The following is a 13,672-nucleotide window of genomic DNA, read 5'->3' on the forward strand; positions in this document are numbered from 1 at the left end:
CGAGGTCACTGCGTCCCCGTTAGTTCCTTGATAATCTCGATTTCCCTTTGGCGGTAGGGTGTGCCGTCGGCGCGGAACAGGTCGTGGAACCACACGACCGGCTCGCGGTCGGTGTAAGGGTGGGCATAGGAATCCCACGGAAAGCGCGTCTGCGTCTTGCCGTCGACCAGGCCCCAATTGTACATGGCGACCTTGTAGCGTTTGGCAACGGGCAGGATCGTATCCACGGTCGATCCGGCGCTGCGGGCCAGATATTCCGTGCACCAGATCGGCCGGCCATATCTCTGCAACTCCTTGATCCGGCGTTCGAAGTCCTCGGGCCAGCTGTAATTGTGGAAACTGACGATATCGGACCGGCTCAACTGCACCTTCTGGATGACATTGAGTTTCTCGAACCCGTCCGGTGACCAGTCGCCGCCGTCATAGACACCGCTGATCAGGGGCTGGGTCGGGTCGGCCGACTGCGCCCAATCGAAGACTTTGGGCAGCAGGGCGGCCACCAGGGCGCCGGCACCGGCGGTGTGTATCGTATCTGCGCCACCGTCCTCGTGGGGTTCGTTCCAGACGTCCCAGCCAATGACGCGCTCGTCCCTGGCGAATGTGCCCACCACGCCCTTCACATAGGCTTCGAGGGCCGGATAGGTGGCCTTGTCCTTCAGACGGTCGATCCCGGGCCCCTGGACCCAGCCGGGATTATGCAGGCCGGGGCGGGGGAGGGGCTGTTTGCCCAGCTTCGGATGCGCGTCCCAGCACGAGTCGAACAGGACGAACAGGGTCTTGATCCTGCGCCTCTCGGCTATGTCGAGATAGGTCCGGATGCGCTGCTCATAACCTTTCGGATCAGCTTCCCAAAGCATATCATGAAGATAGACGCGCATGACGCTCAGGCCCGCCTTTTCAGCATAGCCCAGCTCGCGGTCGATAAGGGCCGGATTGAAGCTGTCAGCCTGCCACATCTCCAGCTGGTTTATGGCGTCACTGGGGACGAAGTTGCTGCCGACCTGCCACGGCTGTTGCGCATACCAGGCGTTGGCCTGCGCAGGCGTCCATTGCGGCCGTGCTTCGCCGGTGACAGGAATGAGTCCCAGTAAGGCGACGATGGCCGTGAAAGCAGGAATGCGCATGGTGTTTCCGCCTGTGCTTTTTATTGAACCCAGCACATACTGAAACCGCGCACGCGTCAATGATGGAGGCTTTGGTGTCGGAAACGAAAGAAGTCATGGCGGCTCGGCTCGCCCTGCAGACCCGCAATGCGTCCATTCGCATGAGCGCGCGCATTACGCCGGCGGGACTTCTGGCCGTCGGCGGGCTGGTGGGAATGATCCTGCTGGCGACGGCCGTCCTGGTCCGGGCGTCACGCGCGCGGCGCTAATCCTGGATCAGGATGCGTTTAAGTCGAACCACCATCATGCTCCAGGCTTTTGTTTTACCGCGATATTTAGCCAAAACCGCTGCGCACTTTTTGGCATATCGCTTTAGCACGCCAGGCGGGACGGGGAGATATCCTCCTGCGGACGGCCTAGCAGGAAGCCCTGGGCCTGGTCGCAGCCTTCCTCACGCAGCAGCGCCATCTGGCCTTCGGTTTCGACGCCTTCGGCCAGGACGGGGATGTCCAGCGACCTGCCAAGCGCCAGGATGGCGCGGACGATGGCGCGCGCCTGCTGGCTCTTGTCGGCCTCCATGAGGAAGGAGCGGTCGATCTTGATCTTGTCGAACGGGAAGGCGTTCAGCGTGTCGAGCGAGGCGTAACCGGTGCCGAAATCGTCGATGGCGATGGTCACGCCCAGCGCTTTGATCTGACGCAGGATGTGCAGGGCGCGGATCTTGTCCTCGATGATAGTCGATTCGGTGATTTCCAGCTCCAGCCGGTGCGGGGACAGGCCGCTGTCCGCCAGGGCCGAATGCACGACCTCGATCAGGTTGACGTCGTTCAGCTGCACGGGCGACAGGTTGACCGCGATCTTCAGCCGGTCGTTCCACGACGCGGCCTCGTGACAGGCGGCGCGTAAGACCCAAGCCCCCATTTCGACGATTGCGCCGCTTTCTTCGGCCACCGAGATGAAATCGGCCGGCGAGACATAGCCGCGCACCGGATGCTTCCAGCGGACGAGCGCTTCATAGCCGGTGATTTCGCGTGTCCGGACGTCCTGCTGGACCTGGTAGAAGACGCGGAACTCCTTGTTCGCCAGGGCGCGTTGCAGGTCCTTGGCCAGGGCACGGCGGTCGCGCGCGGCTTCGTCCATGCCGGGCTCGTAGAAACAGATCTTGTCGCCGCCGGGTGTCTTGGCGCGATACAGTGCAAGGTCGGCATTATTGAGCAGGGTTTCGCGTAGACTTCCGTCCTGCGGATAGACGGCGACGCCGAGCGAGGCCTGCAGCGTGACTTCGATGCCGTCGACGAGGATCGGCTCGCAGATGCAGTTGTAGAGCACGGCGACGCAGGCGGCGATATCGGTATCCTGGTCGAAGCGTTTGACCGCCGCGAATTCGTCGCCGCCCAACCGGGCCACGAAGCGGCCGTCGCCGCCGGTCAGCGCCGCCAGGCGCTCAGCCAGGATTTTCAAGGCTTCGTCGCCGATTTCGTGGCCGCGTTGGTCATTGATATCCTTGAACCGGTCGAGGTCGATGGTGACGACGGCGACCTGTTCGCCGTGACGGGCGGCCCAGCCGAGTTCGGTGTCGAGATGTTCATTGAAATGGACGCGGTTGGGCAGTCCGGTCAGGCCGTCGTGGCGCGCCATGTGGGCGATGCGCTGTTCCGAGGCGCGGCGTTCGGTGATGTCATCGAAGGTTGTCACCCAGCCGCCGGACGGCATGGGGCGGTGCGCGATCGACAGGGTGCGGTTGGCCAGCAGCTCCGATACGATAATGCCGCCACCCGGTTGGAAAATGACGGCGCGGTGCTTGGCGTGGAAGGCTTCCAGCTTGGCTTCGTCGGGCGCATGGCCTTCGCGTAAGGTTATGATGCCGGCCAGAAGGTCGCGCAACGACAAGCCCGGCTTCACGAAATCGCTGTCGAGGCCGTAGATGCTGTTGAAACGCGAATTGCTGAGAACCAGTTTTTCATTGGCGTCGAACAGGCAAAGGCCGTGCGACATATGGCTCAGCGCGGCGTCGAGGTTGCGCGATACCTCCAGGATCTGGTCCTGAGCCGCCTTCTGGGCGGTGATGTCGCGGGTGACATTGGCGAAGCCCAGCAGCTTCTGCTGGTCGTCATACAGCGGGGTGATGACGGTATGGGCCCAGAAGGTCGACTCGTCCTTGCGCCGGTGCAAACCCTCGGCCTCATAGCGGCCGGTTTCCAGGGCGGTCTTCAGGCCCGCTGCGGCGGTGACCCGGGCGGCGGCGTCGATCGCCGACACTTCGGCGAAATGCCGGCCGATGACCTCATCGCCGGTGTAGCCCTTGATGCGTTGCGCGCCCTTGTTCCAGTTGGCGATGCGTCCATCGGGATCGAGCATGAAGATGGCGTAGTCCCGCACACCTTCCAGTAGGGTCGAGAAGCGGCGATCATTTGCTGCCTGCATGTCGTCCATTTGCCGTCCCCAGCGCACGGCGGCGGCGCACAGGCCCATTACGCCGGCTGCCATGATGGCCAGGATCAGCGACATGGTGTCGGGGGAAAGGGCAAGGCCGGTGGGCAGGTGGCGCGGATCGGGCACGACCGTGACGGCGCCCATGGCCGTGAAGTGGTGGGCGACGATGCCGAGGACCAGCAGGCCCGCCGCGCCGGTGCGCGTCCAGGCCGTCTTTTTTTCGAAAACCCACATGGCGACGGCGCCGACGGCAAGACCCGCGACGATCGAGGCGATGACCAGGTCCGGGGCCCAGCGCAGGTAGCCGTGGGTGCTGACGGCCATCATGCCCAGATAATGCATGGTGCATACGCCGGAACCCATGACGGCGCCGCCGGCCAGCGCCGAGCCTTTGAAACCGCGCGAAATAGCGACTTCCGCGCCGCCGGCGGTAATGGCCATGGCAGCCAGCAGCGAGATCAGGGTGAGCGGAAGATCGAAGGCCAGGGGCAGGCCCGGATCAAACGCCAGCATGGCGATGAAGTGGGTCGCCCAGATACCGAAACCGCCGGCCGCGCCGGCCGTCAGTATCCAGCGCAGGCGCCCGCGGCCCCGTATGGTGCGCGCGCGGCCGAGGACAAGGATGGTGACGGCGCACGAAACGATGCAAACCAGAGCGGCCAGGAGGACCAGCTTCCAGTCATGGGCGGTTTCGAGACAGGAGAGAATGCGATACATAAACTTGGGCCAGGCCTTTTGCACAAAGGACCACGCCTTCTGGCGCGGCTATTCAGGTGCTCACCTTAGGCTGACGACGTTTTTTTCCCGTTAATTCCAGTATTTTGCGTAAGGCGGTGCCTTATTTTAAACGCTTGCGGTAACGTTTGCACTGTCGACCGGAACGATGTGGCCGCGTATCCAGCTGGCAAAGGCTTCGGCGCTCAGTTCCCCGTTGGCGACGACGCCGAAGCCCAGATAGCAGGTCGTGTCGTCGGCGACGAGGCGGTAGCCGTTCTGCGATAGGAAGACTTCAATCGTAAGCAGGGCGGTCGTCAGGTTGTGGCTCATGAAGAGCTCGTCATGGGCCAGGCCAAAGCCGTAGCAGGCGGCCAGGCTGGCCAGGTCGGCGGTCCGGCTTTCGCTCAAGGCCTCGGTGCGCGCCATGAGCATCTTAAGCATGCTGAGTTCGCGCAGGCCCGCAGGCCCGCCATATTCGGCGGCCAGTTCGGCCTGAATGGCCGCGATGATGCCGTCTTTCAAAAGTACGAACGCCACGGCCTATTTGCTCAGTTCGTTGAGGACGTTGCGGCGTTTGCGCATCAGGGCCCGCGCCGTCTGCATCTGCTCGGCAAACTGGGGATCCAGCGCCGACATGCGGAATCCCTCGGGCGTCTCGGTGATGAAAATGCTGTCGCCCTTGTCCAGCTTCAGCCGGATTAGCAGTTCGCGCGGCAGGATGACGCCCAGTGAATTCCCGATCTTCGTGACCTTGAGTTCCATGAAAAATAACGCCTTCGTGTCGATTATACTAATGTATTAACATCAATTTGCGCAAGTGCCGAGGCATGCGTTCCAACGCGTGTGGGACGCAAAATCGACGCACGGCCATGATGGCGTCCGAAAGGTACCAAATCATGGCTTAACACTTGGTTGAGCATATCAAAGGAAGGCTTACGCCCGCTTGGACAGGGCGACGTAATTTTCTTTCGGCTTTTCGATGAAGCCGCTGGCATAGACCTGTTCGATGAGGGCGCGGTGGGTCGGCAGCTCCTGGGTCGCCTGTTCGCCGAAGCGGATGATGCGCGCAAAAGTGGCGTCGGCCGCCGCCTGACGCGGGGTGAAACCGCCGGCCTTGGCCGAAATATCCGTGCGGAAATTCATGCCGTACAGGATGTACTGGTAGTTGAAGTAGGCAAAGGTATCGACGTCCTCCAGGAAGTCGAAGCGCGATGGCGGCCGGTACTTCCACATGGCCAGCAGTTCGTTCAGTTCGTCCGGAATGGTGCGGCTATCGGCATTGTCGCGCCAGAAGGGCTCATGCCGTTTGGTCACGCAGTAATGCAGTTTGAGGAAGTTGACGGTCTTCTCGTTGCGCAGCGTCATCAGTGTGTTGAAGCGCTTCGCCTGGGCATCAATCGGGCCGTCGTGCGGGAAGAACTCGGTCAGCATGCCGATGGCGACTTCGATCATCATGATGCCGGTCGCTTCCAGCGGTTCGAAGAAGCCGCCCGACAGACCGATAGCGACGCAGTTTTTGACCCACTGGGCTTCGCGATAGCCGGTATCGAACTTGATCACCCGCGTCGAATAGTCGGTGCCCTTGGGGCCTACGTAGCCGCGCAGGACCTCTTCGGCGCGGGCGTCGCTGGTATGGGCGGACGAATAGACATAGCCGACGCCGCGCCGGCTGTTGAGTCCAATATCCCAGGTCCAGCCCGCCTCGTGGCCGGTGGAAACCGTATAACTTTCAATGGGGGCATCCGGTGCATCATAGGGCACCTGGCAGGCGATGGCGCTGTCGGTCAGCAACTGGTGCTTGACGGATTTATATGGCGACTTCAGCGCCTTGCCGATCAGTACCGCCGCGAAGCCGGTGCAGTCGATATAGAGGTCGGCGTCCAGCTCACCCTGGCTGTCGGTCATGAGCGAGGCAATGGCCCCGTCGTCGCCCAGCCTTACATCAGTGATCCGGCCCTGGAGGTGGGTAACCCCCAATGAGACGGCGTGCTTCGACAGGAGCCTGGCCAGCTTGGTGGCGTCGAAATGGTAGGCGTAGTTGAGCGGGCCGGCGTAGCCGCCCTGGTGCAGGCGCTTGGGGGCTTTCTGCGCCTCGGCAACGCGTTTCTGGAAGGTAACGGCCTGGGCGAACGGCACACGCGTCGCTTCGTCCTCAAGCAGCCAGTAGGGCAGGAGGCCGGCGCCGTCGACGAAGTAGGGCGGGTCGAACGGGTGGAAATAGTGGGCGTGCCGGCCGTTTTCCGGCGTGAGCTCCCAGTCGGCGAAGCGGATGCCTTGTTTGAACGTCGCCGTCGCTTCGCGCAGGAAGGTCGCTTCGTCGATGCCGAGCGTCTGGAGCGTCGTGCGGATAGTGGCGAAACTGCCTTCGCCGACGCCGATAATGCCGATGTCCGGACTTTCGATCAGGGTGATGCGGGGGCAGGTCGCGGGGTTCTGGCCCAGGACCTTGGCCAGATAACAGGCTGTCAGCCAGCCGGCGGTGCCACCGCCCGCGATCAGGACGCGGCGAGGCTGTAAAGAATGATGCTGTTCCACGGATTCCCGGCCGCATTGGAGTACAATTCCAGCCAGGTTAGCATGGATTGGTATTATATCAATAGTACCAATTTAAGCTTTCTTGCTACCGATCTTGTCCTTCTGGCGGTCGATAAAGCCGTTGCGATAGACCTGTTCGATCAGTTCACGGTGGGTGGGCAGGTCCTTGACGGCGTGCTCGCCAAAGGTGCGGACCTTGTCGAAAATGCGCTGCGCGGCCTCGAGATTGGGATAGGAGCCGCGCGCCGCCGTCAGGTCGGTATCGAAGTCCATGCCGTAAAGGATATACTGATAGCTGAAATAGGGGAAGGTCTCGACATCGGTGAGGAAGTCGAAGCGCGACGGCGGGCGATGCTTCCACATCTCGAGCATCTGGCGCAACTCGGAGGGAATGGTCTCGTCCGCCGTGTTGTCGCGCCAGAACGGTTCGTCGCGCCGCGTCAGGCAGTAGTGCAGTTTCAGGAAGTTGACGATCTTCTCGCAGCGCTGGCGCATCAGCCGGTTGAACAGGTCGGCCGGGGCGTCGACGCGTCCCGCATGCGGGAAGAATTCCGCGATCATGCCGGCGGCGACTTCGATCATGATGATGCCGGTGGCCTCGAGCGGTTCGAAGAAGCCCGCCGACAGGCCGACGGCGACGCAGTTCTTTACCCACTGGGTTTCGCGATAGCCGGGATCGAACCTGATGATGCGCGTGGCGACGTCCTTCGCCATCGGGCCGGCATAGGCGCGGACGACCTCTTCGGCGCGCGTGTCGCTGGTATGATCGGAACTGTAGACATAGCCGACGCCGCGCCGTTCGCTCAGGCCGATGTCCCAGGTCCAGCCGGCCTCATGGGCGGTTGCGACGGTATAGGAATGGATCGGGCTTTGCGGCGCTTCGTAAGGCACCTGGCAGGTGATGGCGCGGTCGGTGAACAGGTACTTGCGCACCGAGGTCTGGGCGACGCCCATAGCCTTGCCGATCAGAAGCGCAGAAAAACCGGTGCAGTCGATATAGAGGTCGGCCTCGAGCGCCCCGTGTTCGGGCGAGGTCACCTGGGCGATTGCGCCATCGTCGTCGAGTGTCACATCGCCGATCGTGCCGCGCAGGTGACGCACGCCGAGCGTAACGCCGCGCTGCTCCAGCAGCCGGGCGAACTTCACTGCATCGAAGTGATAGGCGAAATTCAGAGGGCCCGAGAAGTTGCCCTCATAGGGACGCTTTGGCGCCTTGTCGGCATCCGCGACCCTGGGCTGAAAGGTGACGGCCTCGGCGAACGGCGCGCGGGCGGCCTTGTCCTGCAGCAGCCAGTAGGGCAGGAGGCCGGCGCCTTCGACCCAGTAGGGCGCGTCGAAAGGGTGCAGATAGTGCGAATGCCCGCCGTCCTTGGGCGTGCGCAGCCAGTCGACGAACTTGATGCCCTGTTTGTAGGTCGCCGTCGTCTCGCGCAGGAAGGTCGCTTCGTCGATGCCGAGCGTCTGAAGCGTCGTGCGGATGGTCGGGAAGGTGCCCTCGCCGACGCCGATGACGCCGATCTCCGGACTTTCGATCAGGGTGATGGCGGGCGTGCGGCCAGGATCATTGCCCAGGACCTTTGCCAGGTAGCACGCCGTCAGCCAGCCCGCCGTTCCGCCACCGGCGATCAGGATGCTGCGTGGCGATGTCATAAGGCACTATCCCCGTTGGCTTTTCGGGAACAGCTAACATGAGCGGACAGGCGGCGACAAGCGCGCCGTGCACCTTATCGTTGGAAAGCGGAGTGTGTTCAGGGCTTGGTGTAGACCCGGACGTAGTCGACCTTGAACTGCCAGGGCAGGGATGCGTCGTCAACGCCGTTGACCCCGCCGAAATCGCCGCCGACCGCCAGGTTGAGGATCAGGAACTGCGGGTGGGTGAAGGGCCACTTGGTGTAATCGCCCGAGCCGTCATTGCGGAAACTGAAATAGTTACGGCCGTCGATACCCATGGTGATGCGGTCGGCGGTCCAGGTCATTTCATAGACGTGCCAGGTATTGCAGACATTGGGTACGTCAGTCAGTACGTTCTTTTGCGTATTGATCGAATGGTAATAGGCCTTGGTATGGACGCTCTGATAGATCTTGTCGACGTTCCAGCCGACATATTCCATGATGTCAATCTCACCGTCGTCCGGCCATGAATTATAAGGCGCCGACGGCAACTGCCAGATGGCCGGCCATGAGCCTTTCGGGCAGGTGACAAGTGCGCGGCTTTCGACGTGTCCGTACTGATAGCTCATCTTCGACAGCAGACGCGCGGAAGTATAGGTCTGTCCGCCCCAATCGGCATTGCCGCTCAAGGATTCCTTACGCGCTTCTATGATCAGGTTGCCGCCTTCGACGCGGGCGTTCTCCGGGCGGTTGGCCGAATAGTATTGCTTTTCGTTGTTGTACCAACCGTCCTTGTTGCGGACAGTGTCATAGCTCCACTTGGCGGGATCGGGCAGGCCGTCGATATTGAACTCGTCCGACCAGTGCAGCGAATAGCCGGCGGGTACGCCGCCCGGTTCGTTGATCTGGGTCGGGCCAGGGCCCGTGGCGGAAGAGGAACTGCTGCTGGCTGTTCCGCCGCCGGAGGTCTGGGCCGAGCCTCCGCCGCAGGCCGCAAGGGCGGCGAAGCTGAAAACGATGGCGATGGTGGTGCGCAGGGAATCGGCGGATGTCATGGCGTGTCCTCTTTTCTTAACTAATGACATCGATGACATTTTGCCGCAACGTGTTTTTCACATGGTGGGATGGTCTAGAAGAAGGCGATGACGACGGCGCCCGTGACGATCAGCAGGCCTATCGAGAGGACGCGGTAGTTCTGATACCATTTTACCGTCTTCAGGTGGGCCGTTTCGGCGTCCCATACATCTTTCGAGAACATCAGAGGCATGATGCGGTCGGGATCGGGCGCCGGGCCGTAGCGGTTGCCGACGAACAGCGCGGCAAGGCTGACGGCGAAGATGACGATCGCCGCCAGCAGGAAGTGCAGGTTGATGATCTTGAATGCGATGTCATCGGCGAAAAGGATGACGCTGGCGGCGGTGCCGAAGGCCAGGGCCGCGGCAGCCCCGGTGGAATTGGCGCGCTTCAGGAACAGCCCGCAGATAAAGACCGCGGCGATCGGCGGCACGAAATAACACAGTATGGCCTGCAGGTACTGCCACAACGTGTCCTTGAAATGGATGATCTGCGGCGCCCACAGGATCGAAAAGGCCATGACCGCCACCGTCGTCACCTGGCCAGTCCGCACCAGGCCGATCTCGCTCATGTCAGGTTTCAGCCGGCGGATGAAGTCCATGGTCACCAGCGTCGACGTCGCATTGTAGATGCCCGACAGCCCCGACAGGACCGACACCAGGCAGGCGGCGACGATCAGTCCGATCAGTCCGTGCGGCAAAATATCGAAGACGATGTGCGAGAAGACCTGGTCCGGCTTGTCGAGGTTGGGGAAGAGGGCAATGGTCGCCGCACCGGGCAGGACGACGAGGAACAGGGTGGTCAGTTTCAGCGCGCCGCCCATCAGGCTGCCCCACCGGCCGTCGTCGAGCGTACGGGCGGCGAGCACGCGCTGGACCATGGTCTGGTTGGTGCACCAGAAGTAGAAGCCGATCAGGGGCACGCCGGTCAAAAGCCCTGTCCACGGCATGGACGGATCGTCGGCCGGCTTGATCAGCTTCAGATTCTCAGGCGCGACATTGCTGAGCGCCGTCTGCCACCCGCCGGCGGCATTGAAGGTGAACCACGCGATCGCCGCGCAGGTCATGACGAGGACAAGCCCCTGCACCGACTCGACCATCAGGACTGCGCGCAGGCCTCCCGCGACGAGAAAGCCGCCGGCCAGCAGGGCCAGAAGTACGCACACCTGCCATAGCGCCCAGCCGGGAAACAGGAGCTGAAACAGGACGGCGCCGGCGAACAGGCCGCCGGCGGCATCGAGGAAGATGCCGAGCACGATCGATAACGCCGACACGTAGGTGCGGACGAAACGGCCGTAGCGCAGTTCCAGGAACTCCGGCACGGTGAAGACCTGGCTGCGGATATAGGTCGGCAGGACGAAGGCGCAGAAGACGGTCAGGACAACGGCCGCGCTCCATTCGTAGTTGAAGACGGAGATGCCGTGGGCATAAGCGCTGCCGGTCAGCCCGACCAGCGAGGTTACCGATATGGTCGAGGCATAAAGCGAGAAGCCGATCTTGGGCCAGGTCGCCGAATTGCCGCCCAGGAAGTGGTCGCGCGCCTTCAGCGTCCGGCGCTTGTCGAACCAGCCATAGGCGAGCAGCCCGGCAAAATAGGTGAGTATGATCCCGATATCGAGCAGGCTTAAGGCGGATGCCTGAAACATGAGGCGGGACCCTGTGACTTTGTTATGATTCTTTACCCCTTTTGCTGGGGCATTTGCGGGCTGAGTACACCACATAATGTGGAATTTGGAAGCATAAATCCTGAAGCTTTACGGTGTGTGAAACCCCGATAGTTGTGCCGTGGCCAAACCGGGGTATAGGTACCGCGATCAAGGGAGCCGACATGTCAGAAACTGTAATCCGTGGCCGTTTCGCGCCGCCGACATTCGACGCCGTCGCTGTCATTCGACGTGCGTTGTCATCAGGCAGCGTGCAGGTTGTCGTGACCGGCGCGGACCTGGCGAGATCGAGCCGCCTGCCTTGGACGGTGGCCGAACGAACGGACATGCTTCGCCTGGCCTTGGGCGAGGACGCGGGACGGGTGACAATTTCGGTGGCGGACGGTCGCAACGGCGAATCGATCGCGCATGTTCCGGCTCTGGTCTCCGCCTTTCTTGACGGCGAGGATGTGCCGGCGCCGGCAGCTGTTGCCGGATGGCTTGATGGGTTCCGTCAAACGGAAGAGTTTGCAGGGATGGTCGAGGAGGCACGCTATGTCGAGGACTATAAGCGGGCCTGGGCGATGGCGCCCTATCCGGTAATTCTGGTGAGCGTCGATACTGTAATCGTACATGCCGATCCGCGCGGTATGCCGCATGTGCTGCTGATCCGGCGGGGCGGCATCCCGGGTCGGGGAAACTTTGCCATTCCGGGAGGGTTCATAGAGCCGGATGAATATCTTCTGAACTCAGCCCTGCGCGAACTGCGCGAAGAGACGGGCCTGGTGTTATCCGATGCCGAGGCCATGGCGCGGCTGAAGGGGAGGCACGTCTTCGACGATCCGGAACGTTCGTCGCGCGGGCGTGTCATTACGCATGGCTTCCATTTCGAATTTCCTGCGGGCCCCTTACCAGGCGTCGAAGGCCAGGATGATGCCGCCGAGGCGCGCTGGGTGCCGGTCGCGGACCTGGCGCAATATCATGGCCAATTCTTCGAGGACCACGGTGCGATCCTCAGGCACTTCCTGGGCGATTAAGTCCGGCGCGACGTATGGCGGAAGTGCAGGATCTGGATATTCTCGCCGATGATGCGGTAGGTGACGACGAAGGGCGTGCGATTGATCGACAGGTCGCGTGTATTCTTCTTACGCCCCGGACGGCCGAGGTGAGGGTGAGTCAGCAATCGGGTTGTCTGCTTCTGAACCTCAGCCAACTGGCTAAGTGCCGCACGAATGCTTGAGCGCGCGGTATGTTCCAGCGCCGCGTCGCGGGCCTCGCGCGCGTCTTCGTTCCAATAGAGTGCGCTCATTCGGCGTCAGGATTTTCCGCAAGGCGTTTCAGCAGGGACTGGCGTTGCCGCTCCATATCGGCGACGACCTCTTCATGCGGAATCCATTTCGTATTAGGATCGTCCGCAGCCTTGATGGCGCGGTCAAGGTCGGCGTCCAGCCATTCATCGTATGCGCGCTGTTCTTGCTGCTTCTTGACGAATTCGCGCATGAAGTCACGGACGATTTGGGAGGCGGGACGGTGGCTTTCGGCGGCCTCCTTCATGAAGGCGTCGCGCAGGTCCGCTTCGAGCTTGAGCGTAAAGACGGCTTCCTTGGACATGGCGGGCCTCCTGAACCAGAGCAATATGCCAAAAAGTGTGCAGCGGTTTTTGGCTAAATATTGCGATAAAATTATGTACTGACGACGTATATACCACGTCAGTACCTAAATTTCAATTCGCCGCCATGGATCCAAACTGGAAAGCGCTGAGGGCAATGCCCGTCGGGCCCAGGCTGTCTTCGTGATAGGTGACGGTGGCGCCATCACCATTGGCGGCGCCGGCGACGACCATGAGGGGAACCAAGTGATCTTCGCGCGGGTGACAGTCGTGCGCATTGGGCGCCGATGCCCAGTTCATAAGGCCCTTCGGATCGGACAGGACGGTATCGCGCAGCCAGCGATCGAAGGCATGCGAGGCTGGGCCGCTGTTGTTGGCCGGGTCGCGGCCCATCAGGCGGGGAATGCTGTGAAAGCTCATGCCGCTGCCGATGATCAGCACGCCTTCATCGCGCAACGGAGCCAATGCGCGGCCGAGCGCCATGTGCTCGGCGGGATCAAGCGGCGCCTTCATCGACAGCTGGATGGTCGGGATGCCGGCTTCGGGGAAGGCCATCAGCATGGGTATAAAGACGCCGTGGTCGAAGTCGCGGCTGTCGTCGGCCTTGACCGTGATGCCGGCCCGGCCCGCCAGCTCCATGACCCGGGCGGCAAGATCCGGCGAACCCGGCGCCGGCCAGTTCAGCCGGTAGGTATGTTCGGGAAACCCGTAATAGTCATAGAGGAGGCCAGGGGTGGGCTTCGTCTGGACGGTGAAATCCGCCTGTTCCCAATGGGCCGAGATGATGAGCAGGGCTTTCGGCGCGCCGGTATCTCCTGGCAGGCGCTTCAGATAGGCGCCCATTTCATCCCACATGTGCGGCGGGTTCCAATCCATGAAGAAGCACGGACCGCCACCATGCGGAATATAGACGGTAGGCATCCGCGAAGACATGTCGGTATTCCTTAA

The 13,672-nt window shown here is 61.9% G+C and carries 13 protein-coding genes; 2 read left to right on the plus strand and 11 right to left on the minus strand.

Annotated elements, in window-relative coordinates; genetic code table 11:
* Nucleotides 1-5 precede the first annotated feature (5 nt).
* Entirely contained in the window at nt 6-1,124 is a 1,119-nt protein-coding gene (locus J2X24_RS18240; protein WP_209724776.1) for a glycosyl hydrolase, read from the minus strand.
* Between the two features lie 74 nt (nt 1,125-1,198).
* Between J2X24_RS18240 and J2X24_RS18245 the strand changes: the two genes are divergently transcribed.
* Entirely contained in the window at nt 1,199-1,372 is a 174-nt protein-coding gene (locus J2X24_RS18245; protein WP_209724778.1) for a hypothetical protein, read from the plus strand.
* 103 nt (nt 1,373-1,475) lie between these two features.
* Here the strand turns inward: J2X24_RS18245 and J2X24_RS18250 are convergent, their stop codons facing one another.
* The 7 genes from J2X24_RS18250 to J2X24_RS18280 all read right to left on the minus strand — a co-directional run bounded on the left by J2X24_RS18250 (nt 1,476) and on the right by J2X24_RS18280 (nt 11,118).
* A complete protein-coding gene (locus J2X24_RS18250; protein ID WP_209724780.1) occupies nt 1,476-4,253 on the minus strand; it encodes a bifunctional diguanylate cyclase/phosphodiesterase in 2,778 nt (925 codons plus the stop codon).
* Nucleotides 4,254-4,379: 126 nt separating this feature from the next.
* Nucleotides 4,380-4,790 carry a death-on-curing protein gene (locus J2X24_RS18255; RefSeq protein ID WP_209724782.1) on the minus strand — a complete coding sequence of 137 codons (411 nt, stop codon included), beginning with the start codon at nt 4,788-4,790 and terminating at the stop codon, nt 4,380-4,382.
* 3 nt (nt 4,791-4,793) lie between these two features.
* Nucleotides 4,794-5,015 (minus strand): AbrB/MazE/SpoVT family DNA-binding domain-containing protein, encoded by a 222-nt coding sequence (locus J2X24_RS18260; RefSeq protein ID WP_209724784.1) that lies wholly within the window; start codon nt 5,013-5,015, stop codon nt 4,794-4,796.
* Nucleotides 5,016-5,186: 171 nt separating this feature from the next.
* On the minus strand, nt 5,187-6,788 hold the full coding sequence (locus J2X24_RS18265) for a tryptophan halogenase family protein (protein WP_209724786.1): 1,602 nt from the start codon (nt 6,786-6,788) through the stop codon (nt 5,187-5,189).
* Between the two features lie 72 nt (nt 6,789-6,860).
* Nucleotides 6,861-8,438, minus strand: coding sequence for a tryptophan halogenase family protein (locus tag J2X24_RS18270; protein ID WP_209724788.1), 1,578 nt, complete (start codon nt 8,436-8,438; stop codon nt 6,861-6,863).
* 98 nt (nt 8,439-8,536) lie between these two features.
* Nucleotides 8,537-9,454: a glycoside hydrolase family 16 protein gene (locus J2X24_RS18275; protein ID WP_209724790.1), complete on the minus strand. Its 918-nt coding sequence runs from the start codon at nt 9,452-9,454 to the stop codon at nt 8,537-8,539.
* 74 nt (nt 9,455-9,528) lie between these two features.
* Nucleotides 9,529-11,118, minus strand: a complete 1,590-nt coding sequence (locus tag J2X24_RS18280; RefSeq protein ID WP_209724792.1) for a sodium:solute symporter family transporter — start codon at nt 11,116-11,118, stop codon at nt 9,529-9,531.
* 182 nt (nt 11,119-11,300) lie between these two features.
* On the opposite strand from J2X24_RS18280, the gene J2X24_RS18285 reads away from it, so the two are divergent.
* Nucleotides 11,301-12,152, plus strand: coding sequence for an NUDIX domain-containing protein (locus J2X24_RS18285; protein WP_209724794.1), 852 nt, complete (start codon nt 11,301-11,303; stop codon nt 12,150-12,152).
* Here the strand turns inward: J2X24_RS18285 and J2X24_RS18290 are convergent.
* The 3 genes from J2X24_RS18290 to J2X24_RS18300 all read right to left on the minus strand — a co-directional run bounded on the left by J2X24_RS18290 (nt 12,149) and on the right by J2X24_RS18300 (nt 13,657).
* Entirely contained in the window at nt 12,149-12,424 is a 276-nt protein-coding gene (locus J2X24_RS18290) for a type II toxin-antitoxin system RelE/ParE family toxin (protein ID WP_209724796.1), read from the minus strand. The two genes, J2X24_RS18285 and J2X24_RS18290, sit on opposite strands and share 4 nt — an antisense overlap.
* Entirely contained in the window at nt 12,421-12,726 is a 306-nt protein-coding gene (locus J2X24_RS18295) for an antitoxin of toxin-antitoxin stability system (protein ID WP_209724797.1), read from the minus strand. The genes J2X24_RS18290 and J2X24_RS18295 overlap by 4 nt, the downstream gene beginning before the upstream one ends.
* Before the next feature lie 112 nt (nt 12,727-12,838).
* Nucleotides 12,839-13,657 (minus strand): DODA-type extradiol aromatic ring-opening family dioxygenase, encoded by an 819-nt coding sequence (locus J2X24_RS18300; protein ID WP_245344933.1) that lies wholly within the window; start codon nt 13,655-13,657, stop codon nt 12,839-12,841.
* Nucleotides 13,658-13,672: the final 15 nt, after the last annotated feature.

The organism is Asticcacaulis solisilvae (genome assembly GCF_017875235.1).
GTDB classification, from domain to species: domain Bacteria; phylum Pseudomonadota; class Alphaproteobacteria; order Caulobacterales; family Caulobacteraceae; genus Asticcacaulis; species Asticcacaulis solisilvae_A.